Genomic DNA, 25,768 nt, shown 5'->3' with positions numbered 1-25,768 from the left:
TTTTCATTAATTTATACTTCTAAGTAACTTGAGAGTGATTCTGGATCTAAACGACTTCCAACAAAGAACGTTCCGAATTCCCCATAACGCGCGCTCGCTTCATCAAATCTCATTTCATAGATCAAATGTTTGAATACGACGGGATCGTCCGCGAACAAGGTTACGCCCCACTCCCAATCATCTAAGCCGACAGAACCTGAAATAACCTGTGTCACTCGTCCTGCGTACTTTCGTCCGATCATGCCGTGGTCTCTCATCATCCTGGCGCGATCTTCCAATGGGAGCATGAACCAGTTGTCATTTCCATCTCGTTTTTTGTTCATTGGATAGAAATTAATGTATTGTGTTTTCGGCAAGTTTGGTTTTAATCTACCTTGAATGTAAGGATCAGTTTCTGGATCCACGTTTGCGTCTATATATGTACTTAGTTCAACAACTGAGACATAAGAGTAGCTTGGGATCGTCACTTCAGCTAATAATGTTTTGTTAAATGCGTTTTCTAATTCATCCAATTCCGCTAAGGTTGGGCGTAAATGCATAAATGTTAAGTCAGCTTTATGCCCGATACAGGTATATACGGCTGTACTGCCTTGCTTTTGTTCCCCAACATTTGACCATTCGCCCATAAGCGAAATTAACTCATCCTTTGCTCGGGCGCGATCTTCTTCCGAGAGCGCTTTCCAAGCGTTCCAATCAATTGTTCTAAAGTCATGAAGGGCGTACCAACCTTCTAGTGTTTTAACGCCTTGACCTTGTCCTTCGCTTTGAGCTTGTCCATGCCCGCGTCCTTGACTCACAGAGCAACACTCCTCTCAATTCTATTCTAATATTCAGTATATCACATTAAAGGACTTTACCAAATTGTTAATGCTTGAATTAAATGTATAGACACTGTAAATATGTCAGATTCGTGAATGTGAAATAATGAAGTTAAAAAAACAAAAAAAGACCGCCCCACTTCTAATGAGGGACAGTCTGCTATCGCTTAAGGACATTTGAATGACGCGCCGCTACTATATAATTCAAAGATGTTCATCTTTGGAGCGTTTGTTAACTCATCATAAGAGAAACGAAAGCCTAGTTTGTCTAAATCAACCGTGTTTAATGCCTGTTCTATTTCCGCGTTTAGCTGGTCATCAATATAAACGTCTTGGCAGCTTTGACAATCAATTGCGGGCACGTCGGTAACAAGTACAACATCTATACCGCCGGGCTCAATCCATTGACAATCTTTTTTGGCGCTTGTAGCCTTTCTTTCCCCGCACCAGATACATTCGAACATCATATCAGCTCCCTTTCCATTAATTTTAATGGTCTGCATCCATCTTAACATGATAAAAAAGAAGTTTAAACCAATCTAACGCATTTTTAAGATATTATTTCAGATACCTGGAGGTAATCAATTTTTTTCGTGAAGTATGCATAATATTGTAATAATAAATGTTTTTGCAGTAACTTTTGTTACAGATAAGTGACAGTACCCATTGTCAGAACACCCAAAATAGTGTTATCCTATGTTATATATAGAAACTATCTTGAGTCTCGTAAATCAGTGTTATGGATTATCGCAACAAATTAAAGGACAAAGCACCAAAACAAACTTAGCTTGTCAAATAGCCGACTTCCAGAAGTTTCTTTATATTTTAACTTTCTGATTTGTGTTAAAATTATAACTAGGATGGAGTTGTAAGCAGTGGAGGTGGTTTTGCAATAGCTTAGGAGTTTGCGGAGGAAAGCTAATTTGTTTCTTATATATAAGAAGAGATCCGCGCATCCTAAGTCATGTAATACAAACACACAAATAACGAACCGTGAAATAGTGAAAATCAATTGGACTGTTTTTTCTTATTTCGATTATATAAAATCATAATGAACGATTTCGACATACCATCCAAAAGGAAGTTAGGGCGTTGAGGCTAAGAAAAAGTCGCGCGATAACACTGATGAACTCTATTTCACGTAACTAAGGCTTAGAAAGAAACAGTCGTTCTAACATCAATAAAAATAACTTCTGCGATTGTTTGTAGAGATCATTCCATTCTACCTTAAGAAGAAGCGTATTTCGTTTAGGCGATGTCTAGAAAAAACGAATTTCCGCAAAAAGTAATAAAAGAATTTATTAGGCGGAAGGATTTTCTCGGAATATAGCGAATAGTAGAAATGGAAAATAAAATAAAATTTATGGAGGGGAACTGAATGAGCGCAACTCATGAAGTTAATACCATTTGTAGCTTTTGTGGTACTGGCTGTGGTTTAACAGTTCAGGTGGAAGAAGAAAAGATCTCCAGAGTTAGAGGTAACAGAGATAACCCATCCAGCCATGGGGAAACTTGTGTCAAAGGGGCCTTAGGCTGGGGTTATGTATACAGTGATAAGCGTATAAAAGATCCAATGGTTCGCAAGAATGGCGAGCTTACACCTGTATCTTGGGATGAGGCTTTAGATTATATCGCTGAACGTTTTAACGCGATCAAAGAAGAGCATGGGCCTGACGCATTTGGCTGCTTTAGTTCTTCACGTTCAACAAACGAATTAAACTTCTTAGCTGGGAAGTTTATGCGTCAAGTAATTGGCACGAACAACATCGACAGCTGTAATCGTACTTGACACGCTCCAAGTGTCACCGGTCTGGTGACTGTATTTGGTCAAGGCGCTGCAACAACGTCCTATGATGAATTGGAAAACACGGATGTGATTATTGCTTGGGGAAGTAACACGCAAGAGTGCCACCCAATTATCTTTAACCATATGCGAAGAGGAATTCGAAATAATGACGCTAAGATGATCGTTATTGACCCACGCGAAATTACGCAAACAAGAATGGCTCATAAGTGGTTGCCTGTTAGGGTAGGTTACGATATTGCGCTTGCTAACGCAATGGGTCACGTTATTATAAAAGAAGGTTTAGAAAACAAAGCGTTTATCGAGCGAGCAACGTTCGATTTTGAAGCGTACAAAGAGTTGGTTGAAGAGTACACGCCAGAGTACGCGGAAGAATTAACAGGCGTGCCAGCGGATGACATCCGTGAAGTGGCTCGTCTATATGCGACAGCTGATAAAGCAATCATTTGCTGGACGCTTGGAATTACAGAACACCAAAAGGGAACAGAGAACGTATTCTCACTTATTAACCTTGCGATCCTAACGGGTCACGTAGGAAAGTATGGTTCAGGCGTTAACCCGCTGCGCGGACAAAACAACGTGCAAGGCGGCGGAGATATGGGCGCGTTGCCTAACCGTCTTGTTGGCGGATGGGAATGGGATGATGAAGAGGCTCACAAACTATTCTCAGAAAAATGGGGAACGCCGCTTCCTGATAAGATCGGCTTAAACTTAACGCAAATGATTGAAGCGATGGAAGCAAAAGAAATTAAAGCTTTGTATGTAATTGGAGAGAACCCAGTTCAATCTGACGCGGATGCAAATCATGTTGAAGAAGTGCTAAAGGGTCTTGATATCATGGTTGTTCAAGAGATCTTAATGACAAAGACAGCTGAAATGGCAGATGTCGTGTTGCCTGCTGCTGGTTGGGCTGAAAATGACGGGACGGTAACAAACTCTGAGCGCCGCGTTCAACGCGTTCGTCCGGCAATAACGCCTCCAGGTCAAGCGAAACAAGATCACTTCATCGTTCAAGACATTGCGAACCGTATGGGAGCGAACTGGAACTATGAATCAGCGGAAGATGTTTGGAATGAAATCCGTAGCTTAGCTCCGATTTTTGGGGGCATTTCGTATAAGCGTTTAGATGAAGCTGGAATCCAATGGCCTTGCTATGATGAGTCGGATCCTGGCACAGAATTCCTGCATACTCGTCTGTGGGAAGACGAAGTCGGAATGAAAGCTCAATTCACGCCGGTCCGCCACCAGCCGCCAGCAGAGTTGCCGGACGAGGAGTATCCTCTAACGCTAACTACAGGACGTCGTCTAGAGTTCTACAATACGGGTGTTCAAACTTCTGACTATAAAAAAGTAAGAGATCCGTATGAAGCTTTAGAAATCAATGAAGAAGACGCGACTGCGTTTAACTTCAAAGATGGTGATCCAGTAAAAGTAAGCTCGCGTCGAGGAGAAGTAGTGACCAAGATTAAAGTGACGGACAAAAACCCGCGCGGTCTTGTGTTCATGACGTTCCACTTCCCAGATCAAGCTGATACAAATAGACTGACGCTTAACGCTACATGCCCGCTAGCTGGAACAGCTGAGTATAAAGCGTGCGCGGTTAAGATTGAACACGTAAAATAATAAATGATGGAGGAGGATAACATGGATCAACAAGTCACTGTTCAACAACCGATTATCCGTTATGCTGACAATGCTCTACGGGAATTAGAGGATGAAATTGCTGTTGAGTACCCACTGACGATTGTTGTGGATGGTGAAGAATTTGCAACCATGGTATGCACTCCTACTCATATTGAAGAATTAGTAGTTGGATTTTTAGCGTCTGAAGGACTCATTCGTTCTTCAGACGAAATCCTTTCTTTATCAATTGAAGAAGCGCGTGGATTTGCTCATGTGGAATTAAAGAATAAACAATCTGTAAATAAAGATCAGCATTCAAAACGATTTATTGGTTCTTGCTGCGGGAAAAGCAGACAGTTTTATTTGCAAAATGACGCTCGGACTGCCAAAACGGTAATGAGCCAGTATGCGATCACTGTTGATCAATGTTTTTCATTGGTTTCTCAAATGCAAAATCATTCGCGTGATTTCCAAAGCACTGGGGGAGTTCACAATGCTGCCCTATGCAGCGCGGATGGGATCGAGATATTTAGGACAGACATCGGCAGGCATAATGCGTTAGATAAAATTTATGGCTACATGGTCCGTAATCGAATTCCAGCTGCGGATAAGGTTGTCGTATTCAGCGGAAGGATTTCTTCTGAAGTGCTTTTGAAAGTTGCGAAAATGGGAGTGGGAATTATTTTATCTAAGTCTGCCCCGACTACATTGGCCTTAGATCTTGCGAAAGATCTCGGAATTACGGCCGTTGGTTTCGTGCGACAGGCGAGTATGAATGTATACACACATCCACAACGCATCTTGACGAGCCCGGAAAATCAATAATTTAGAAAAAGAATATAGACTTAATTTGACGAAAAAGTGTGTTTTCTAAACAGAAAACACACTTTTTTTAAAAAACTTTAAAAAATCAATTGTAAAAAAAACAAATAAATAGTAGAATAAATTTAGGCGGAACAACATAGGATAATTATCGAAGCAAAAAACAAGTTGTTTTGCTCAGTAATATCGTGTTAGGAGGAGAGCGCTTAGCAACGAAGAATATGGGGTCAAGCCCTCGCGAAAAGAAGAAGGATTGCTTACACTGTATTTCCCTTGGTGAAACAGTGGACACAGTTCAGATGGTTTGCCAATTTAATTAATTCTAGGAGTGATTAATAATGAGCTTGCCTTTAGAAGGAATTAAAATTATTGACATGACTGGGGTACAAGCTGGACCGGCGTGCACGCAAATGCTTGCTTGGTTAGGCGCTGATGTTCTAAAGATTGAGCGTGTAGGAGAAGGAGATATCACCAGAAGACAGTTGCGTGACATTCCTGAAAAAGACGCTTTATATTTTACTCAATTAAACAGTAATAAGAAGTCTTTAGAACTTAACCCTAGAACTCCAGAAGGTAAAGAAGTTTTAGAAAAGTTGGTTCGCGAGTATGACATGTTAGTTGAAAACTTCGGTCCTGGAGCGTTGGATCGTATGGGCTTTACTTGGGAGCGTTTGCAAGAACTAAATCCTAAATTGATCTTCGGTTCAATCAAAGGTTTCGAAGAAAACTCACGTTATAATGACCTGAAAGTATATGAAAACGTTGCTCAGTGCGCGGGTGGATCCGCTTCTGTAACTGGATGGTGGGATGGACCTCCAACAGTAGCCGGAACTGCTCTCGGTGACTCAAACACAGGAATGCACTTAGCAATTGGATTGCTAGCTGCGGTAAGACAGCGTGACCTTACAGGTAAAGGTCAAAAAGTAATGGTATCGATGCAAGCGGCTAACATTAACTTGAACCGCGTTAAGCTTCGTGACCAACTACGCTTAGAAGCGCTTGGTAAGTTAGAAGAGTATCCACAAGAAAGCTTGAATTTAGGCTTTGGAGACGCTGTGCCTCGCGGCGGTAACGCTGGCGGTGGTGGACAACCAGGTTGGATTCTGAAGTGTAAAGGTTGGGAAACAGATCCTAACGCTTACATTTACTTCACAATTCAAGGTCAAAACTGGAAGCGTACAGCAGAGGCAATTGGAAAGCCTGAGTGGGCTGAAGATCCTGAGTACGCAACAGCGCAAGCTCGTCTGCCTAAAGTATTTGACATCTTCAAGTATATTGAGGATAATGTTTTAGCAGATAAAACTAAAGATGAAGCGGTTGACTATCTACGTAAGTTCGATATCCCTTGCGCTCCAGTCAAGAGCATGAAGGAAATCGCTTATGACGAAGATCTTCGTGAAAGCGGAACGATCGTTGAAGTTGACCACAAAGATCGCGGTAAGTATCTAACGGTTGGATGCCCAATCAAGTTTACTGCGTTCACACCAGAAATTAAGGAGTCTCCGTTATTAGGGGAGCACAGCCGTGAAATCCTTTCTTCTCTCGGTTATTCAAACGAACAGATTGATGAACTGATTGAGAAGCGTGTTACTGGTGAGCACTTGAAAGTAAGTCTAGCGACCGAATTCTAATATTCTTATTAGTTAATTTGACTCGCATATAAATACGGCTTGAATGTGACCGCTTTCAGCGTTTTAAAAACGCTTTCAAGCGGTCGCCTCAGGCCTAGCAAAATGGTTCGAGCCTAGAAACGCTATTTAGGATTACATTGGTACAGGAGGAATAAAATTGAGTACACAAAATTTAACAGATGGATTCCACGCCCTTATTGATGCATTTAAAAAGAACGACATTAATAACATTTACGCTGTAGCTGGTATTCCAATTACAGACGTACTTCGTTTAGCGGTTGAAAGAGAAATGAAAGTAATTGCGTTCCGTCACGAATCAAATGCTGGACATGCTGCTGCGATTGCTGGTTATTTAACACAAAAACCAGGAATTTGCATGACGGTTTCGGCTCCAGGGATGTTGAACGGTATGGTTGCTTTAGCAAACGCTACTGTTAACTGCTTCCCAATGATTCTGATCAGTGGTTCTAGTGACCGAGCAATCTCCGAGTTGAAGCGCGGTGACTATGAAGAACTTGATCAAGTAAACGCTGCTGTACCTTATGCAAAACTTTCAATTCGAGTTAATAGACCAGAAGATATCGGATTGGCAATCGCTCGCGCATACCGTGTTGCTGTATCAGGCCGTCCTGGCGGAGTTTATGTGGACATCCCTGGTGAAGTACTAGCTACAACAGTAGATAAGGATGTAGCGGAGAAGTCAATGTTTAGAATCGTAGATCCTGCTCCAGCTCAACTACCAGGTAAAGCGGCGCTTGATCGCGCAATTGACTTGTTAGCTTCGGCAGAGCGTCCTATGATCCTATTGGGTAAAGGAGCAGCATACGCTCAAGCTGAGAACGAAGTTAAGGATTTCGTAGAATCCAACAAAGTTCCATTTTTGCCAATGTCCATGGCTAAAGGGATTCTTCCAGACAGCCATGAGCAATCAGCTGCTGCAGCGCGTTCGCATACGATTGGTAATGCTGACGTTGTGTTGTTATGCGGAGCTCGTTTGAACTGGCTTCTAAATCAAGGACAAGGGCCACTTTGGAGCGATGATACGAAGTTTGTTCACATTGACATCGAGCCAATCGAGATGGATAGTAACCGCTTGATTCACGCTCCACTAGTTGGGGATATTAAATCCACACTTGCAGCTCTAACTGAAGGGCTTAAAGCAAAAGGCGGCATGAAGCCTTCTGAAGAGTGGTTAAATAGCATCAAAGAAAGAAAAGAAAGAAACTTCGAAAGAATGGCTAAGCGTTTGGAAGCAGATCCAAGCCCAATGAACTTCTCAAGCGCATTACGCGCGGTTCGTGATGGCTTTAATGCTAACCCAGGAACCATTCTAGTTAACGAAGGAGCAAACACGCTAGACTTTGCTCGTAGCATTATCGATATGGAAGAACCGCGTAAGCGTCTTGATACAGGAACATGGGGAATCATGGGTATTGGTATGGGTTACGCAATCGGAGCGGCAGTTGAAACTGGAGAGGCTGTATTAGCTGTTGAAGGTGACAGCGCGTTCGGTTTCAGCGGTATGGAAATCGAGACGATTGTTCGTTACAACTTGCCAGTTGTTACAGTAATCTTTAACAACTCTGGTATCTATCGTGGGGATGCTCCAGGAACTGATCCATCTCCAACAGGATTGTTACCAGCTCGTTACGATAAAATGATCGAAGCTTTTGGTGGAGTGGGTTACCACGCAGAAGACTCAGCTAGCTTACAAAAAGCTGTTGACGAAGCGCTAAAAGCAAGAAAGCCAGCTTTAATTAATGCTGTAATCGATCCGACTGCTGGTACAGAGTCTGGAAACATTACACACTTGAATCCACAAAGCGCGCTTTCAAAAAGCAATTAATTAGATCCAATATTCTCAGTCTATCTGAAGAAATAGATCTGATTAGAAAATAGCACAATATGTTCACATCGGCTCATAACGAGCCGTTGTGAACATAAACTATTTTCTGAATTTTGATAAAAGATGGTAATGTTGGTGACCATGAGGGAATCTTTCATGATAATGTATGGCGCATCGTCGTTGCTAATCATACAAAAATGCAAAACACCAACTAGAATAAACTTCATTTTTGTATAATTCGGTTAGTTCTATAATGACGCAAACAATATGCGTTTGGTGAGTTTTGCAAACTAACCTGCTTTCATTTTTCTATCTTGAACTTAATTAGTCAATGATCGTATTAGCCATATGTTTTATCTAACTAAATTTTTATTGAATTAAATAGGGAATCGATTCCATCATGTTGAAGTTATTTAACATAACTAAGTTACCAACTCCATATATATTAATTTTTTAAGGGGGTTATAACTTGAGTACTGCAGTAGTAACAAAAGGTGGATTTCGAAATAACCGGTGGGTCCAACTTGTCATTGCGATTCTCATGATGATGAGTATTGCATGTTTACAGTACGCATGGGAACTCCACGCAGCTCCACTACAGGAAAAAATGGGTGTGGATCTGTCGGGTATTCAATATGCATTTACTGTATACGTTATTTTCCAAACGTTAATCCAACCAGGTGGGGGATTTGTCGTTGATAAGGTCGGTCCAAAACTAACCATTATCGCAGGTCTGGCGGTAGGTCTTGGATGGGCTATGATGGGAAATGTAAACTCTCTTCCGATGCTTTATTTATGGTACGCGGTTGCAGGTAGTGGAGCTGGTCTTGTATACGGATGCTGTGTTGGGATGGCTAACAAGTGGTTCCCAGATAAACGTGGTTTAGCCGCAGGATTAATTGCTGCTGGTTACGGCGCTGGAGCCTTACCATTTATTCCTGCTATTACTGTTATGATTGAAAATGCTGGGATCACTTCAACTATGACTCGTTTTGGTATTTTATTCGCTGTAGTTATTGTCATCGGGGGGCTTCTGCTAAAATTCCCTGATCATTTAACTCAAGCTAACAAAGCGAAGGACAAGAATGAAAAGAAAGTTATTCGTCCTGAAGACTTTACTCCGGGCGAAATGTTAAGAACACCTCATTTTTGGGTATTATACGCGATTTTCACATTTGTTAACCTTGGTGGTTTATTAATTACAGCCAATAGTGTTCCTTACGGTCGAGCAATCGGTATTCCAGTTGCGATGATCACATTAGCAGCATCATTAAAAACAGCTAGTAATGGTTTAAGCCGCGTTGGATGGGGATGGTTCTCTGACAAGGTTGGTAGATATGCCGCAATGGGAATATCCTTTGGACTGAATGCTGTTTGTTTAATTCTTTACCCGTATGTTGGTTCAACTCCAGTTGGTTTCGTAATTATGACTACGTTAGTCATCTTTACATGGGGAGCTGCTTACTCCATATTTCCACCTGCTACAGGTGACTTGTTTGGTTCTGCTTATACAACTTCTAACTATGGATTTGTTTACTCTGCTAAAGGTATTGCCTCCGTATTCGGTGGAGGGCTTGGCGCCGCAATTGCAGCGTCAGTTGGATGGAACGTGTCATTCTTCATTGCTGCCGCTACTTCGTTAGTTGCCGCAGTACTTGGCTGGTTTGTCTTACCGAGAATGGGTAAGCCTAGAAATAAACGTATGCTCGAGGGTACTGTTGAAGAAAAGCAAGTGAGTGTTTAAACAACTATTACAACTAACTTAAGAAATATACTAACAACAAGAGCAACAATAGAGCGGATCTGAAATAGAGGCCAGCTCTCATTTTAACATGTGTTTTCATTATGGCTACAGTAATTAATGTGGCCACCATAAAAGCGTCAACTCAACTGTATTATGGGGATACGATTGGAGTCGATGGTTTTTAAGTGGCTAAGATGGACCAAGACTGAGCGGTTTAAATTAAGCCTGCTCTTGGTTTGATAAAACTTCATAAACCTAACTTAATTGAACGTATCATGGGGATACGTTCAAGACAAAACAGAACAATAAACCTTACACCATGAAATGAGAGCCGATCTGAAAAAGAGATCTGCTCTCATTTTTTAAAGCAGTCAAAAAATGTATTTTCAAATGTGGAATTAATTATTATTTTTCTTATGGTGTCTCAAAAAGAGCTTCCTGCTTTCTATTGTCAGTCAAATGAAAGTAGTGTATAATGCAATGAAACCTTAAAATCCGTTGCAATCGTTTTCGTGAGGTAAAAAAGTGATGATTGCGCGCCCGACCGAATAGAAGTAAATGCTATCAGAAAGAGCGTTCAATCTATAAATATTCGTTCAGTATTCATTGCAAGATCAAAAATATGTGAAACAAATGGTGGTGGAATCATGAATTTATTAGATTCAATTCTAGAGTATAATCGCGCGTTTGTGGATGAAGACAGGTTCGTGCCTTATTTAACAAATAAACTGCCTAACAAAAAGTATGTTGTAATTAGTTGTATGGATACAAGGTTAGTAGAATTACTGCCTGCAAGTATGGATATAAAAAATGGCGATGTAATACTGTTAAAGACTGGCGGGGCCATTGTTTCACATGCTTTTGGTAGTGTGATGCGCAGTATCCTCGTTAGCGTTTATGAGTTAGGAGCAAAAGAAATTTTTCTTGTAGGTCATCATGACTGCGGTATGGGGAAAGTGAATTCGAGTGTGATGATTGATAACATGAAGAAGAATGGGATCACACAAGATACATTAAACACGATTGAAGCATCTGGAATCGATTTGAAAAGCTGGTTACGTGGTTTTGATTCCGTAGAAGAAACCGTTAAAAACGGTGTCAAGATTATTCGAAACCATCCATTACTTGCAAATATTCCTGTTCACGGTTTAATCATGGACCCAGACACAGGTCGGATGGATGTTGTTGAAGCGGGATATGAAGCTGTAGTAAGCAGTTAAATTAAAGCGTATACAAAATGCGTCTTGGAGGTTGCTTTATGACCTAGGAGACGCATTTCTTTTTTATTTGGGGGGACACTTCTATGAAGCAAGTTGAATTTTCGGCTTTAGGTGATTCAGCCGTACTAATTCGCTTTGGGCTGGAGATCGATGAGCGTATTCAGCAACGAGTGACACTTTTTATGAATGCGTTAGAACAGGAGCCATTCTCCGGGTGGATCGAGTGTGTGCCTGGTTATTCAAGTGTAGCTGTTTTTTACGATCCAATGATTGTTTTTGATTACCATCAGAGTGAACAGAAGCAAGGTGAGAAAACGGGGTCCCCTCATTTAATCGTAGTAAGTTTGCTTAAGGATAGACTAAAAATGTTAGAATTATGCGCTGTTTCCAAGGCTCGAACCGTGGAGATCCCTGTTTGCTACGATTTTGAATTTGGACCGGATCTAAAAGAAGTGGCTGCATTTCATCGGTTGGATATTGATGAACTCATTCAAATTCACACAGAATGTGAGTATCTCGTTTTTTTGGTTGGTTTTTCTCCTGGGTTCCCGTACCTTGGCGGACTGGATCCCCGTATAGCTACTCCCCGAAAAAAATCCCCTCGTCTGGTCATTCCCGCGGGCAGCGTTGGGATCGGCGGAGAACAGACAGGTATATATCCAATCGCAAGCCCAGGAGGCTGGCAACTTATTGGGCGAACCCCTTTAAGGCTTTTTTGCCCTGATCAGCGCCAACCCAGCTTGCTCCAAGCAGGTGATCGTGTACGATTTCGCAGGATTGATCGGGAACAGTATGAGCGATTAAAGGTGAACGAAAAATGAGTTTAAAAGTCATCGATGGGGGTTTATTAACAACGGTTCAGGACTTAGGAAGGGTTGGATATCAAAAGTATGGTGTTATCGTCAGCGGCGCAATGGATTCGATCGCCTTTAGTATTGCGAACCTGCTCGTTGGTAATCGAGAAAATGAAGCTGCGCTTGAGATCACCATGTTGGGGCCAACACTTCAATTTCAGAAAGATCACCTGATTGCGATTTGTGGAGCCAATCTTCAGCCAACGATTAATCAACGATCCGTTCCCCTTTGGCGCCCAGTTTGGGTGAAAAAGGGCAGCATTCTTCAATTTGGTCAGCCGAAATTAGGTTGTCGGGCTTACCTCGCCGTAGGCGGCGGACTCGCTCTGAGAGAGACACTTGGGAGCCGTAGTACGTATTTGCGAGCTGCGTTAGGCGGATTTGAAGGCCGTTCATTACAGAAGGGTGACTGTCTTCAAGTGAAACCGCGTATAACGAATTACGATGAAGTTGATTGGGTTGGAGTAAAACAGTTTGAAACGGTGAACTGGGCCATCGCATATGAACAATTTATGGCTTATCAGTCTAAACCTTTAATTCGAATCATTCGAGGACCACAGTTTGAATCCTTTACAGAGGAAAGTCAGCGGCAATTTTTTTTACAGTCCTTTCAAATTAATCCGCAATCGGATCGGATGGGGTACAGACTTTCGGGCGCAAATCTAAAATTAAAATCCCCTTTAGAAATGCTATCGGAACCGGTTACTAACGGTACGATTCAGGTTCCGCCTAGTGGAGAGCCCATTTTGTTATTAGCGGATCGTCAGACAGTTGGCGGTTATCCGAAAATTGGCTATGTAATCACAGTTGATCTACCGATCGTCGCTCAATTAAAACCAGGGGATCACATTTATTTCCGAGAGGTTAGTTTAGAGGAGGCGCAACGTTGCTGGTTAGAGCGTGGAAGATCAATGAAGATCTTGAAACTAATGATACCAAGATTACTTGCGGGAGGGACGGAGCGCGTTGGTTAACATTGATTTGAATAGTGATTTAGGAGAAGGTTTTGGTCCTTATCAAATGGGAAATGATGAAGAGATCATGAAGATTGTTACATCTGCAAACATTGCTTGCGGATTTCATGCGGGTGACCCGACAACGATGCGTCGCGCTGTAAAGCTGGCCTTGGCTAATGATATCGCAATAGGGGCTCATCCAAGCTTGCCTGATTTAGTCGGTTTCGGCAGGAGAAATATAGCGATATCACCTGAAGAGGCTTATGATCTTGTCGTTTATCAGATTGGCGCGTTGGCAGGTTTCGTTCGGGCGGAGGGGGGCATATTACGACATGTTAAACCGCACGGCGCTTTATACAATATGGCCGCAGCGGATAAGGGGTTAGCAATGTCAATCGCTAAAGCCGTATATAGAATAGATCCGCAACTCGTTTTATTTGGTTTATCAGGAAGTGAATTGGTGAAAGCAGGAGACCAGATTGGGCTACAAGTTGCCCATGAAGTTTTTGCAGATCGAACGTATCAGGAAAATGGAATGCTCACATCCAGGCAAGAAGCAGACAGTTTGATTACTGATGATCAACAAGCTGCTAAGCAAGTGATACGCCTAGTTAAGGAGGGGAAGGTTCGTTCTGTCCAAGGAAAGGATGTTGAATTACGGGCAGATACGATCTGTATTCACGGAGACGGGGCGCAGGCTTTGAGCCTTGCTCAAACTATTCGTCAATCGTTAGAGGCGCAAGGCATTCGCATACAATCGATAAATTGAAAAAGAAGAACCAGCATGGCGAACGATCGCTTGCTGGTTCTTCTTTTTTATATTATTCTTTTTTATTTTGCTAATTGACGTAAAACCGTCTGCAAAATACCGCCATTGCGGTAGTATTCGATATCTACACTGCTATCTAATCGGGCAATTACATCAAATTCAAAGCTACTTCCATCTTCGCGAGTTGCTTTTACTTTTAGTTTTTGACTCGGTTTAATCTGATTGTTTAATCCGATAATGTCAAAAGTTTCTGTTCCAGTAATTCCGACCGACTGGGCGCTTGTCCCATCAACAAATTGCAGGGGCAGAATTCCCATCCCAACCAAGTTGCTACGGTGAATCCGTTCAAAACTTTCCACAATAACCGCTTTTACTCCGAGTAGTAATGGTCCTTTGGCAGCCCAGTCACGCGAACTTCCTGTCCCGTATTCTTTACCAGCGATAACAACAAGCGGTGTTTTATCCTCTTGATATTTCAGAGACGCATCATAAATCGACATCACATCTCCTGTTGGCAAGTACTTTGTAAAACCGCCTTCTGTGCCTGGCGCCATTTGATTACGGATTCGAATGTTTGCAAACGCGCCGCGCATCATCACTTCGTGGTTACCGCGTCGGGAGCCGTAAGAGTTGAAATCTTCCCGTTTGACCCCTTTGTCTTGTAAATAACGACCAGCTGGACTGTCCGCGCTAATGCTACCTGCTGGAGAAATGTGGTCTGTTGTAACAGAGTCCCCAAACAGCGCTAGGGCGCGAGCTCCTTTGATATCCGAAATATCAGCTAGTTCCGTAGATAACTCTTTGAAAAATGGGGGTTCTGCGATATAAGTCGATTGAGGATCCCATTCATAGAGCTCGCCTTCTGGCGCGTTGACTTCGTTCCATCGTTGATTCGCGTTAAATACGTCTTTATAACGTTTTCGGAACAATTCTGGGCGGACAGCCTTACTTAACGCTTCGTCAATTTCTATAGAAGTAGGCCAGATGTCTTTCAAATAAACAGGCTGATCGTTCGTATCAAAGCCGATCGGTTCATTTACCAAATCGATATCTACCGTTCCAGCAAGCGCATAGGCGATCACAAGCGGTGGGGATGCAAGGTAATTTGCCTTGACTTCGGCATGAATGCGTCCTTCAAAGTTTCGGTTACCAGATAGAACAGCGGCAACAGTCAAATCTTCTTCATCGATCGCTTTGCTCACTTCGCCTGGAAGAGGACCGGAGTTTCCGATACAAGTCGCGCAACCATAACCAGCCACGTGGAAACCAAGCTGTTCTAAAGGATCAAGCAATCCAGCTTCCACTAAATAATCTGTAACGACCCGTGAACCAGGCGTTAATGAAGTTTTTACATAGGCAGGTTTTTTCAACCCTTTTTCAATTGCTTTCTTTGCAACCAATCCGGCGCCGATCAGTACGCTTGGGTTGGATGTGTTTGTGCAACTCGTAATAGCGGTCAAGACGACAGCGCCATTCTTTAAGGAAGTTTTTTCGCCGTTCGGATGTTGTAAAGCCACTTCTTTTTTCAGATCATCATTAGACAAACCATAACCGCCTTTTTCAATCGGATCACGCGCGACCTGGTTGAATGATTGCTTCATTTCGGTCAAGTCTACTCGATCCTGCGGACGCTTCGGTCCAGCCAAAGAAGGAGTCACAGTGGAAAGGTCCAGTTCAACGACTTCAGAATACGTTGGCTCAGGACTATCTGGCTCTAGGAACATGCCTTGCGCCTTGTAGTATGATTCAACTAACTCGATTTGTTCCTCGCTGCGTCCGGTTAAACGCAAGTAATTTAACGTTTCCGCATCAACAGGGAAAAATCCAACGGTTGCTCCGTATTCAGGGGACATGTTAGCGACAGTGGCGCGGTCCGCTAAACTCATCTCGCTAACACCGGGTCCGAAGAACTCTACAAACTTCCCAACGACGCCTTTTGTTCGAAGTAAGTTTGTCACTGTCAAGGCAAGGTCTGTCGCGGTTGCTCCTTCCGCAAGAGTTCCCGTTAATTTGAAACCAACGACCTCAGGCGTAATAAAATATAGAGGTTGACCAAGCATTCCTGCTTCGGCCTCAATTCCGCCAACCCCCCAACCAACGATACCAAGCCCATTAATCATCGTTGTATGCGAGTCGGTTCCAACTAGGGAATCAGGGAAAACGTGTGTTTCTCCGTCTACCTCTTTCGTTGCTGCCACCGAAGCCAAGTACTCTAAGTTCACTTGGTGGATAATCCCCGTGGATGGCGGAATCGCGCGGAAGTTATCAAAACCAGTTTGCGCCCAACGCAGGAAGCGATACCGTTCAGCGTTTCGCTCAAATTCGATCTTTTCATTTAACTCCAAAGCATCGTCACTTCCAAAGTTGTCCACCATTACGGAGTGGTCGATGACGAGGTCAACAGGCACAAGCGGATTAATTTTGGAAACATCTCCGCCCATTCGATCCATTGTCGCGCGCATCGCTGCTAAATCGACGACTGCCGGGACTCCCGTAAAGTCTTGAAGTACGATTCGCGCGGGCTTGAATGGCACCTCTTGATTTGTATCGCGGGAAGCTGTCCAATTGGCAAGTTTGTTTACGTGTTCTTCTGTAATTGCTTTTCCATCGAACTGACGCACAGCAGCTTCGAGAAGAACTTTCATTGAATACGGTAACTTGGACACAGGTCCAAGTTTTTCTAGATCAGCTAAGGAAAAGTAGGTGTAAGATTTACCGCCGACTTTTAGTTCTGCCTTAGCGCTAAAATGATTATTGTTTGACATGTTGTATCCTCCTTCTCAGGCAAATAGATGAAATTTGTTATTTTTAGAATTGGGTTTCACCTAATGGAACCTAGATTATCTAATTAACATTATACACTTTGATTTTCCAGCCGTACATAGTGATTTGCTTTTGTCTCACACAGTGACACCTATTTTTGTTGTTAATATTTACGAAGAACAGCGGCTAGCCTATAATGTTATCAGTTAAAACTTAGTTTCATAGAATGAAACAATTAAGGAGGCGCGCAAGGTGGGGGATAAAAAGTTAACGGTTCGCGCGGTTGAGCGCGCATTAGATATCCTGCTTTGTTTTACCGAAGAAAGTGAATTGAGTCTAACAGAGATTGCCGTCAAGGTGTCTTTGAATAAAAGTACAGTCCACCGATTACTAGCGTCATTGGAGGGAAAAGGCTTCTTGCGTCGCGACCCATTGTCAGATCGATACCGACTAGGATTAAGTTTATGGGAATTATCGTCAAACCTGGTCCATGAAGATGATCCGGCCCAACTATTTTATCCTGATATGCGAAAGTTGCGTGACGCGCTAGGAGAGACGATTAGTTTATATGTGCGTGATGAAAGGGAGCGGATCAGGATCCAAGCGATTGAAAGCAACCACCCGATTCGTCGCGTCGCTCGTATTGGAATCAGATTGCCTTTGTCTGTCGGAGCATCGGGCAAAGCGCTAGTTGCATTTTCCGATTTAGAAACTCAAAATTATATCTTAAGAGATCCAGGTTGGCCGGAGTTGGTTGATTTGAACCGGTATCGCCAACAACTGGAGCGGATCAGTCGCGATGGCTATGCGACGAGTCTGGAAGAACGGGAATCAGGAACGAGCGCTGTTGCGGCTCCGATTTTTGATCGTCACAGGCAACTGCTCGGGGTCTTATCTGTTTCAGGACCAGTTTCTCGTCTAACAGAGGAAAAAATGCGAGAAATCGCTCCGATTGTGATGGATGCGGCAATGAGAATGGGGAGAATGACATTGATCCGACAATAGCGAACAATTTCTTACACAAGTGTTATCCACTATCTGACATAATTCTCGCAACATCTTTGCTAGAATAGATTTAGAATCTTCTGGAAAGGATGAGTAGTTTGGCGGAACAGTGGTACTCCTTAAAAGATATGGCAAAGGAATTGAATACGACGTGGCAAAGTGTTCGTAGCTGGAAGGATCAGTTTTACCAGTTTGTTCCGATGGATATCGAGGGAAAACAGGTTCGGTTTAAAAAGGACGCATTAGTTGTTTTTCAATTTATACAAGAAGCAAGGGATAATGGCTTAGATCAACATGATATTCGTGAAGGATTAGGCGAAAAATTTGGACAAGCTGAGCATTCTTTAATCCAAGCCGGCATCTCGGTCGGGGATCTTGCGATAGATTCCAAAATGATTGAGGAGATGAAGCAAACGATAGAATTACTACAACATGAAATTGCGGATTTAAAAACAAGGATGCAAGAGGTTGAAATCGCAAAACGGGATCAAGAACTGATGGATAATCTCGGTAAGATTCGAGAAGAGAGAGAGAAGAAGAAAAAAGGAATCTGGTCTCGGGTCATGAACTTTACTTTATAAAAAGCGCGATTGATGAAAGGGGCTGCCAATGGGTAGTCCTTTTTTAATCACGTTTGGAATGGTATTAATGCATATGAGAGGCGGGTTATAATCTTAAATATTTTCGTATAGCTATCGAATGTTGTTGATCGGTCATTTTATCTAAAAAGGAGATTTAATTTTAATAGTGTTGTATGTTTGAAGAAGCGGTTGGGAACATGCCGAAAATAGCATAAATTTAATTTTGTCCAGGTCCGAATCCGTGTCTAGTTTTTCGAGAAATTGGAACCAAGCGAGATAGCGGTCAACAAACCTTCTTGCGATCCATTGAAATGATTGGATCCAATTAGTAAATTTGAGTCCATCCTCTGAATCTCCAATCAGCTGTGGTGGGTGTTGGCGGACACAGAGATACGGGTATTTAGAGTGGATTAGGATCGTTTGTTTCGGATCGGGGTTGACGTGGGCTAAAGCATGAATGATTTTATGCCGCCAGAAATAAGCAGTAGAATAGCAGATATCTACATCTGAAGATGAAAAAGCCAATGTTTGTTTGCAAATAAGGCTATAGATAAATTGAATCCATTTATAAGGTGAATGGGTGTAGTGTAGAGGGGTATTGGTTAAATCATTAAAAGTTCTACAGCACTCCTTGCATTTGTAGCGTTGGCGATCACGGTATTTCCCGTAACGAACAACTGTTACGCTTGCGCAATGCGGACATTTGTGTTGTTGTTTTTGCTTAAAAATAATGAGTTGATTGAGGACATGTCTGCAAGTTTCTTCTTTTTTAAAACGATTAAAATGCTGTTGGAGACGTTCGAGGCGGACATTTTGATTGACAAAAAAGTCGCGTTTTTGAAGCATGTGGAATCCTCCTTTTAACCCAATAGGGAACACCTGTTCCTATCTTAACTTAAACAAGTTAGTTTGTCCATCCACAAATTTAAATAACTATGGAAATAAAGAGCTGCGCGCCAATCTCTTCTTTTTCATCAACAACATTCCATAACTATGTCTGCTGCCCCCCTGATCCCCGTCTATCTTTTTTCCAGCAGCGCACCGAACTGTTTCGAACATCGTTATATTGACAATATATATTTTCAATGATAGTGTACTACTAACAATTAAACTTGACTTATCTAGAGAGGTGGAGGGACTGGCCCTTTGAAGCCCAGCAACCGTTAGGATACTAGCAGGTGCTAATTCCAGCAGAACGACGGTCGAAGGTTCTGAAAGATAAGAAGACGTAGACAAATCACTCCTTCTTATACGAAGGAGTTTTTTATTTGTAAACCGTTAAAAACAGACAGTACTAGCATTGTATCTGGTACACTATGTAAAAAGACAGATTACAATGAGTAGGTGGAGGGAGTGGAAGGAATTGTCTGAGCAAAGTTTGAAGCGACAGATGGAGAAAAAGATCTTAATTCTTGATGGGGCGATGGGGACAATGCTTCAGCAAGCGAATCTCACCGAGGAGGATTTCGGTGGAGAAGAGCTAGATGGCTGTAACGAGAACCTTAATATCACCCGTCCGGATGTTATTTTACAGATCCACAAAGAGTATTTGGCAGCGGGCGCAGACATCATCTCAACGAATACATTCGGATCAGCAACGGTTGTTTTAGCTGAATATGATCTTGAAGAATATGATGAGGAAATTAATATAGCCGCGGCTCGAATTGCGAGAGAAGCGGTTGACGCATACTCGACGCCAGAGTGGCCACGTTTTGTTGCGGGCGCGATGGGTCCGACGACGAAAACGTTATCTGTAACGGGCGGCGTTACTTTTGATGAATTGGTTGAATCGTACCGATCACAGGCCAGGGCTCTAATTCAAGGCGGGGTAGACCTCTTGCTGCTTGAAACGGCTCAAGATATGTTGAACGTTAAAGCAGCCAGCATCGGGATTAAAGAATCATTCAAAGAACTTGAAAAAGAACTGCCTGTGATGATCTCGGGGACGATCGAGCCGATGGGAACAACGCTTGCGGGGCAAAACATCGAAGCGTTTTATATTTCGTTAGAACATTTAAAACCGCTTTCCGTTGGTCTAAACTGCGCTACAGGTCCGGAGTTCATGCGAGACCATATCCGAACCGTTTCCGAATTGGCCCAGTGTGGGGTGAGCTGTTATCCGAACGCGGGGTTGCCTGACGAAAACGGGCATTACCACGAATCACCGGAAGCGCTGGCAACCAAGTTGGCGGATTTTGCAAAACAAGGTTGGTTGAATATCGCCGGTGGCTGTTGCGGTACAACGCCAGAACACATTCGGGTATTAGCTGAAAAATTAAAGGATTACAAACCGAGGACGGAAGCTGAACCGCACGGTCATGTTGTGTCAGGAATCGAACCGGTTTATTTGGAAGAGGACAACCGACCGTTGTTTGTCGGGGAGCGAACGAACGTGATCGGCTCTAGAAAGTTTAAAAACTTAATTAAAGAAGAAAAGTACGAGGAAGCTTCCGAGATTGCTCGCGGCCAAGTTCGAAAAGGGGCTCATATTATCGACGTTTGTTTAGCGGACCCTGATCGAGACGAAGCGGAAGATATGAGTAAGTTTTTGGACTATGTCGTTAAAAAGGTGAAAGTCCCGCTGATGATTGACTCAACTGACCACGAAGTAATTGAACTTGCTTTGAAATTTTCACAAGGAAAAGCGATCATCAACTCGATTAACCTGGAAGACGGGGAGGAGCGCTTTGAACAGGTAGCCCCGTTGGTTAAAACCTATGGAGCGGCCGTTGTTGTTGGAACGATCGATGAAACGGGGATGGCGGTGACGCGTGAGCGTAAGTTGGAAGTGGCGCAGCGTTCCTACGATCTGTTGGTGAATAAGTACGGTCTCGATCCGCGTGACCTTATTTTTGACCCGCTCGTTTTCCCAGTTGGAACAGGTGATGAGTCGTACATTGGATCAGCGAAAGAAACCGTCGAAGGGATTCGAATGATCAAAGAGGCCATGCCTGAATGTCAAACGATCTTAGGTGTGAGCAACGTGTCATTTGGTCTGCCGCCTGCTGGTCGCGAAGTGCTAAACGCGATCTATTTGTACCACTGTACAAGAGCGGGATTGGATTATGCTATCGTTAATACCGAGAAACTCGAGCGGTTTGCTTCGATACCGGCGGAAGAGCGTCAAATGTCAGAAGAGCTTTTGTTTGACACAACGGACGAAACGCTTGCTACGTTTACTGCCTTCTACCGGGAAAAGAAGGTAGAGAAGAAAATAGAAATTTCTAATTTGACGTTAGAGGAGCGGTTAGCGCAATATGTCGTCGAAGGCTCAAAAGACGGGCTGATCAAAGACTTAGACGAAGCGCTTCAAAAATATCCGCCGTTAGAAATTATCAACGGACCGTTGATGAATGGAATGAGTGAAGTCGGGCGTCTTTTCAATAACAATGAGCTGATTGTGGCGGAAGTGCTGCAAAGCGCTGAAGTGATGAAAACCTCCGTTTCCCACCTTGAACCCTTTATGGAAAAGGCGAGTTCATCGACCAAAGGAAAGATCATTTTGGCGACGGTCAAAGGGGACGTTCACGATATTGGGAAAAATTTAGTTGAAATCATTTTGTCCAATAACGGATATGAAATTGTTAATTTGGGAATTAAAGTTCCACCGGAAGATTTGATTCGCGCCTATCGAGAAACCGAAGCGGATGCGATCGGTTTGTCAGGGTTGCTCGTAAAATCAGCTCACCAAATGGTCACAACGGCTCAAGACTTGAAGGCGGCGGGGATCGATGTTCCAATTTTAGTCGGAGGCGCTGCTTTATCTCGAAAATTCACTGAAAACCGAATATCACCCGAGTATGATGGGTTGGTCGTATATGCGCGGGACGCGATGCGTGGACTTGATTTAGCCAATCAAATCATGGATTCAGAAGGACGACAAAAGTTAGTCGATGAATTGCGTGATAGGCAGTTAAACGATCTGAAAGAAGAGGAAGCGGCGAAAGAAGAGAAGAGCGCTAGCGATGATGGTCAGCCGAAAATCTCGGATATCGATCGAACATTGCCCATTTATGAGGCTCCTGATTTCGAGCCGCATGTGCTTCGAAATTATCCGCTTACCCATTTAGAACCGTATATTAATTGGCGGATGTTGCTCGGAAAGCACATGGGGCTTCGCGGCAACGTGAACAAATTGATTGAAGAACAAGATCCAAAAACGCTTGAATTAAAAGAAGTGATTGATACGCTGTTGCTGGAAGGAAAACAGAAAGGGACCATTGAAGCGAGTGGAGTATACCGATTTTTCCCTGCTCAAGCGGATGGCAATGACGTCATTATTTACGATCCGAACGACCATTCGAAAGAACTGGAGCGGTTTTCTTTTCCTCGTCAACCACGGGCTCCTTACCTGTGCTTAGCAGACTTTGTAAAACCGATCGACAGTGGAGTCATGGACTATGTTGCGTTCTTGGTCGTTACCGCAGGGAAAGGAATCCGCGAGATCTCCGAACGGTATAAGGAGCAAGGCGAGTATGTTAAATCGCACGCGGTACAGTCAGTCGCATTAGAATTATCCGAAGCTTTTGCGGAAAGATTGCATCATATCATCCGCGATAGTTGGGGCTTCCCAGATCCGCTCGAGATGACAATGGCAGATCGGTTTGGCGCCCGCTATCATGGGATTCGCGTGTCCTTTGGATATCCGGCCTGTCCTAATTTGGACGATCAAGAACAGCTATTCCGTTTGTTGGATCCGAGTCAAATCGGTGTGGAATTAACGGAAGGTTCGATGATGGAACCAGAGGCGTCTGTTTCTGCGATGGTGTTTTCGCACCCGCAAGCGCGTTATTTTAGCGCGGATAACTAGTGAAGGAAGGAGCATTCACGCTCCTTCTTTTTCCTTTTTTGGTGATAAACTTCCTATTACTTCCTATTATATAGTGTTGAGCGCTTTTTACTTCCATTATCATCAGGAATAGAGTTAAAATAGAGATAGAGAAGGTAACTACTAGAATGACCTTGTGGAGAGGTGAGAAAGAAGTGTCCCAATTTTTAAATAACGGCATTGTCGATACATTAGGTCGACCGCTGAAGGATTTGCGAATTTCTGTTACAGATCGTTGTAACTTTCGTTGTCAGTACTGTATGCCAGCTGAATTATTTGGACCAGACTTTGCGTTTTTGCCAAGGCAGAAATTGTTAAGCTTTGAAGAGATGACAAGAGTTACGCGTGTTTTTGCTTCGTTAGGAGTAGATAAGTTACGTATTACAGGCGGGGAACCGTTGATGCGTAAAGACCTCCCGGAATTTATTGAAATGATCAGCAAAGTAGAGGGAATTCGGGACATTGCTATGACCACCAACGGCTCGTTGCTCGCGCAGCAAGCCCAGGCTTTGAAAAAGGCGGGACTACATCGCGTGACGGTCAGTCTAGATAGTTTAGATGAAGAACGGTTTGGTAAAATGAACGGAAGAGGAATTTCGGTTACCCGCGTGCTCGAAGGGATCGAAGCGGCGGCTAGCGAAGGGCTTGGCGTGAAAATTAATATGGTTGTGCAAAAAGGGGTCAATGAACAAGATGTTGTCCCAATGGCCAAATACTTTTATGAAAAGGGACATACGCTTCGCTTTATCGAATTTATGGACGTAGGAAACAGTAATGGCTGGCAGCTCGATCAGGTTGTGCCCAGTCGACAAATTATTGAAGCGATTGACCGTGAATTACCACTAGAACCAATCGACCCCAATTATTACGGCGAAGTCGCCTCCCGTTATCGATATAGAGGAACGACGAAGGAAATCGGTTTGATTTCTTCAGTCACGCAAGCGTTTTGTTCGACTTGCACCCGAATGAGGATTTCCGCTGAAGGTAAGATCTACACATGTTTGTTTGCGTCTGAAGGAACGAATTTGCGTGAACCGTTACGCGAAGGGATCAATGATCAACAGTTGCGTCAAATGATTGTTGACGTTTGGGAAAATCGCGGCGATCGATACTCCGAAATTCGGTTAACGAATACAACTGAACTGAATCAACGAGAAAAGATCGAGATGTCCCATATCGGCGGCTAATGAGCTGGTTGAAGTGGGTTAGCGGTTATTGGTTTGTCCTTAATATTGTCACTTATTTTTGTTTTGGATTGGATAAGCGTCGCGCTCGTCGCGGCCGTTGGCGAATACCAGAAGCGACTTTGTTTTTGCTGACGGCTTGCGGCGGTGCGCTTGGCGCTTTACGAGGGATGAATGATTTTCGGCACAAGACGCGTAAATGGCAGTTTAAGCTTGTTGTCCCTCTATTCATAACCCTTCATGTCCTCGGATTTTATTGGTTGGCTTTTCGTTGGAATGGTCCGACGTTGACCGCTTTTTGGATCACATTAGTTACGCTTTTGGTTCACCTCATTTTCTTCCTGATTGTTAAGAAAAAGTGAACGATTCGAGCGAGGACGAGGTAAATGTTACGTATTAGGATGTTGACAAGCGAAAAAATCATGTTTAAGATAAAAGTACTAAAAGATCCGAAAATAACATATCACTGGGGGAGCTATGGACGAGCAGTCTTAGCTGAGATGGATGATTTATTCCGACCCTTTGAACCTGATCTGGGTAACACCAGCGAAGGGAAGTGGATCGTTCAACGAATACGAATATCTAGCCACTTTCTACTGTAATAAACTGAAAGTGGCTTCTTATTTGCTATGGAGTGATAGATAGATGTCAGGTCCAGAGCTTCACTTAATTAGTGATGGGAAGAAGACTCTTACCCAATTTGCAAAAATCGCGGCTGAAGTCCAGTCGTTTGTTACTCATTTTCATTTGCGTGAGAAAGCGAAATCGGCAAAGGAGATTTGGGATGGAATTCAAATTCTTCTCAAATTAGGCATTCCAAAAGAGAAGATTGTCGTTAACGATCGCGTCGATCTCGCTTTAGCCGCGAATGTAAGCGGCGTCCAACTCGCATATCACAGCTTGGAGCCACAATTTGTCAGACAGAGGTTTCCGCAACTTCGGATCGGGTGTTCGGTCCATTCTGAACAAGAAGCAATGGAAATGGAACGACAACAGGCGGATTATGTGATCTATGGCCACATTTTTGAAAGCGGATCAAAGCAAGGCCTAGAAGGGCGCGGGATTGAAGCATTAGCTAGTGTTGTTAATAGTGTCCGTATCCCTGTTATTGCAATTGGCGGCATCAGTCCGATAAACGTCCCGCTTGTGTTGCAAGCGGGAGCGGCGGGGATCGCGGTTATGTCGGGGATCCTCGACCATGTTGATCCTACTGCGGTTGCTGAGCAATACGCGCTGGCATTACGGATGCAGCGTTGATGTCGTAGATTTATCAAGAAGGTATTCCGATGGGTCGTGTTGTCTGGGCGAACTTGAGGGAAC

18 protein-coding genes, 1 pseudogene and 2 riboswitches are annotated in these 25,768 nt (G+C 43.3%); of the genes and pseudogenes, 15 read left to right on the top strand and 4 right to left on the bottom strand.

Features of this window, described 5'->3' with window-relative positions; translation table 11 throughout:
- Positions 1-11: 11 nt before the first annotated feature.
- A complete protein-coding gene (gene hemQ / locus BEP19_RS15795; protein ID WP_120190900.1) occupies positions 12-797 on the bottom strand; it encodes a hydrogen peroxide-dependent heme synthase in 786 nt (261 codons plus the stop codon).
- Between the two features lie 188 nt (positions 798-985).
- Positions 986-1,282, bottom strand: a complete 297-nt coding sequence (locus BEP19_RS15790) for a YokU family protein (protein WP_170145403.1) — start codon at positions 1,280-1,282, stop codon at positions 986-988.
- A 914-nt stretch (positions 1,283-2,196) separates the two neighbouring features.
- Between BEP19_RS15790 and fdhF the strand changes: the two genes are divergently transcribed.
- The 9 genes from fdhF (at position 2,197) to BEP19_RS15745 (ending at position 14,087) form a co-directional block, all read left to right on the top strand.
- Positions 2,197-4,245, top strand: coding sequence for a formate dehydrogenase subunit alpha (fdhF, locus tag BEP19_RS15785; RefSeq protein WP_120190898.1), 2,049 nt, complete (start codon positions 2,197-2,199; stop codon positions 4,243-4,245).
- Between the two features lie 21 nt (positions 4,246-4,266).
- Positions 4,267-5,070: a formate dehydrogenase accessory sulfurtransferase FdhD gene (gene fdhD, locus BEP19_RS15780; RefSeq protein ID WP_120190897.1), complete on the top strand. Its 804-nt coding sequence runs from the start codon at positions 4,267-4,269 to the stop codon at positions 5,068-5,070.
- Between the two features lie 335 nt (positions 5,071-5,405).
- Positions 5,406-6,698 carry a formyl-CoA transferase gene (frc, locus tag BEP19_RS15775; protein WP_120190896.1) on the top strand — a complete coding sequence of 431 codons (1,293 nt, stop codon included), beginning with the start codon at positions 5,406-5,408 and terminating at the stop codon, positions 6,696-6,698.
- Between the two features lie 157 nt (positions 6,699-6,855).
- Positions 6,856-8,544: an oxalyl-CoA decarboxylase gene (oxc, locus tag BEP19_RS15770; RefSeq protein WP_120190895.1), complete on the top strand. Its 1,689-nt coding sequence runs from the start codon at positions 6,856-6,858 to the stop codon at positions 8,542-8,544.
- Positions 8,545-9,013: 469 nt separating this feature from the next.
- On the top strand, positions 9,014-10,288 hold the full coding sequence (gene oxlT, locus BEP19_RS15765; protein WP_120190894.1) for an oxalate/formate MFS antiporter: 1,275 nt from the start codon (positions 9,014-9,016) through the stop codon (positions 10,286-10,288).
- 647 nt (positions 10,289-10,935) lie between these two features.
- Complete coding sequence (locus BEP19_RS15760; RefSeq protein ID WP_120190893.1) at positions 10,936-11,508, top strand: beta-class carbonic anhydrase; 573 nt, start codon at positions 10,936-10,938, stop codon at positions 11,506-11,508.
- Positions 11,509-11,591: 83 nt separating this feature from the next.
- Positions 11,592-12,329, top strand: a complete 738-nt coding sequence (gene pxpB / locus BEP19_RS15755) for a 5-oxoprolinase subunit PxpB (protein ID WP_120190892.1) — start codon at positions 11,592-11,594, stop codon at positions 12,327-12,329.
- A complete protein-coding gene (locus BEP19_RS15750; protein ID WP_120190891.1) occupies positions 12,326-13,336 on the top strand; it encodes a 5-oxoprolinase subunit C family protein in 1,011 nt (336 codons plus the stop codon). The genes pxpB and BEP19_RS15750 overlap by 4 nt, the downstream gene beginning before the upstream one ends.
- Entirely contained in the window at positions 13,329-14,087 is a 759-nt protein-coding gene (locus BEP19_RS15745; RefSeq protein ID WP_120190890.1) for a LamB/YcsF family protein, read from the top strand. Before BEP19_RS15750 ends, BEP19_RS15745 begins: the two co-directional genes overlap by 8 nt.
- A 62-nt stretch (positions 14,088-14,149) precedes the next feature.
- Here the strand turns inward: BEP19_RS15745 and acnA are convergent, their stop codons facing one another.
- The gene (gene acnA, locus BEP19_RS15740; protein WP_120190889.1) at positions 14,150-16,852 is read right to left on the bottom strand and encodes an aconitate hydratase AcnA; all 2,703 of its coding nucleotides are present in this window, start codon (positions 16,850-16,852) and stop codon (positions 14,150-14,152) included.
- A gap of 250 nt (positions 16,853-17,102) precedes the next feature.
- On the opposite strand from acnA, the gene BEP19_RS15735 reads away from it, so the two are divergent.
- Positions 17,103-17,855, top strand: a complete 753-nt coding sequence (locus BEP19_RS15735) for an IclR family transcriptional regulator (protein WP_120190888.1) — start codon at positions 17,103-17,105, stop codon at positions 17,853-17,855.
- A 98-nt stretch (positions 17,856-17,953) separates the two neighbouring features.
- Entirely contained in the window at positions 17,954-18,436 is a 483-nt protein-coding gene (locus BEP19_RS15730) for a MerR family transcriptional regulator (protein WP_170145402.1), read from the top strand.
- Between the two features lie 575 nt (positions 18,437-19,011).
- Here BEP19_RS15730 and BEP19_RS18295 read toward each other — a convergent pair.
- Positions 19,012-19,282 (bottom strand): annotated as a pseudogene (locus BEP19_RS18295) (transposase); the annotation flags it as partial.
- Between the two features lie 268 nt (positions 19,283-19,550).
- A riboswitch (SAM riboswitch) is annotated at positions 19,551-19,661 on the top strand.
- Positions 19,662-19,826: 165 nt separating this feature from the next.
- Here BEP19_RS18295 and metH point away from each other — a divergent pair.
- From metH to tenI, 4 genes are all read left to right on the top strand, one after another.
- The gene (metH, locus tag BEP19_RS15720) at positions 19,827-23,246 is read left to right on the top strand and encodes a methionine synthase (RefSeq protein WP_425452795.1); all 3,420 of its coding nucleotides are present in this window, start codon (positions 19,827-19,829) and stop codon (positions 23,244-23,246) included.
- 173 nt (positions 23,247-23,419) lie between these two features.
- Positions 23,420-24,451, top strand: a complete 1,032-nt coding sequence (moaA, locus tag BEP19_RS15715) for a GTP 3',8-cyclase MoaA (RefSeq protein WP_425452792.1) — start codon at positions 23,420-23,422, stop codon at positions 24,449-24,451.
- Positions 24,451-24,810, top strand: a complete 360-nt coding sequence (locus tag BEP19_RS15710) for a DUF1294 domain-containing protein (protein WP_120190883.1) — start codon at positions 24,451-24,453, stop codon at positions 24,808-24,810. The genes moaA and BEP19_RS15710 overlap by 1 nt, the downstream gene beginning before the upstream one ends.
- Before the next feature lie 96 nt (positions 24,811-24,906).
- Positions 24,907-25,020, top strand: a riboswitch (TPP riboswitch).
- A 73-nt stretch (positions 25,021-25,093) separates the two neighbouring features.
- Positions 25,094-25,705 (top strand): thiazole tautomerase TenI, encoded by a 612-nt coding sequence (tenI, locus tag BEP19_RS15705; protein ID WP_120190882.1) that lies wholly within the window; start codon positions 25,094-25,096, stop codon positions 25,703-25,705.
- Positions 25,706-25,768 lie beyond the last annotated feature (63 nt).

The organism is Ammoniphilus oxalaticus, assembly GCF_003609605.1.
Taxonomy (GTDB): domain Bacteria; phylum Bacillota; class Bacilli; order Aneurinibacillales; family RAOX-1; genus Ammoniphilus; species Ammoniphilus oxalaticus.
Note: the sequence above shows the minus strand (reverse complement) of the source record. Positions and strands in the feature narration are given on the sequence as shown.

Bases quoted from the DNA above. Each gene is read 5' to 3' on its own strand.
- BEP19_RS15790 (WP_170145403.1), bottom strand. From the start codon at position 1,282: ATGTTCGAATGTATCTGGTGCGGGGAAAGAAAGGCTACAAGCGCCAAA.
- fdhD (WP_120190897.1), top strand. From the start codon at position 4,267: ATGGATCAACAAGTCACTGTTCAACAACCGATTATCCGTTATGCTGAC.
- frc (WP_120190896.1), top strand. From the start codon at position 5,406: ATGAGCTTGCCTTTAGAAGGAATTAAAATTATTGACATGACTGGGGTA.
- BEP19_RS15760 (WP_120190893.1), top strand. From the start codon at position 10,936: ATGAATTTATTAGATTCAATTCTAGAGTATAATCGCGCGTTTGTGGAT.
- pxpB (WP_120190892.1), top strand. From the start codon at position 11,592: ATGAAGCAAGTTGAATTTTCGGCTTTAGGTGATTCAGCCGTACTAATT.
- BEP19_RS15750 (WP_120190891.1), top strand. From the start codon at position 12,326: ATGAGTTTAAAAGTCATCGATGGGGGTTTATTAACAACGGTTCAGGAC.
- acnA (WP_120190889.1), bottom strand. From the start codon at position 16,852: ATGTCAAACAATAATCATTTTAGCGCTAAGGCAGAACTAAAAGTCGGC.
- metH (WP_425452795.1), top strand. From the start codon at position 19,827: ATGGAGAAAAAGATCTTAATTCTTGATGGGGCGATGGGGACAATGCTT.
- BEP19_RS15710 (WP_120190883.1), top strand. From the start codon at position 24,451: ATGAGCTGGTTGAAGTGGGTTAGCGGTTATTGGTTTGTCCTTAATATT.
- tenI (WP_120190882.1), top strand. From the start codon at position 25,094: ATGTCAGGTCCAGAGCTTCACTTAATTAGTGATGGGAAGAAGACTCTT.